The sequence below is a fragment of the Chitinimonas violaceus genome (assembly GCF_052601015.1).
In genome coordinates this window covers 1-255 of sequence record NZ_JBQXDJ010000290.1, presented here as the reverse complement: position 1 = coordinate 255, position 255 = coordinate 1, and the positions used below count along the sequence as shown (strand labels likewise).

At 56.1% G+C, this 255-nt stretch carries 1 protein-coding gene; it reads left to right on the top strand.

The genetic code is table 11. From position 1 onward, the window contains the following. A partial coding sequence (locus ACUHMQ_RS21665) for a VCBS domain-containing protein (RefSeq protein WP_445297431.1) occupies positions 1 to 255 on the top strand: 255 nt, incomplete at both ends.

The window sequence follows — 255 nt, the reverse complement described above, 5'->3', positions numbered from 1 at the left end:
AAGTACAAGGTCTGAGAGCGGGCCAATCGTTGACGCTGAACTTTGCAGTGGCAAGTGTGGATGGAACCCCGTCCAATGTTGCGATCACCGTCACGGGTACCGATGATGTTCCAGTGATTGCCGGCAAAGCGATCGGCGCTGTGACAGAGGATGTGGCAGTAGGTAGTACGGGTTTGCTTACTGACAGCGGCACGCTCACCATCAGTGATGCGGATACAGGTCAGGCCAGCTTCCAGACGACAGGCATCACAGCCA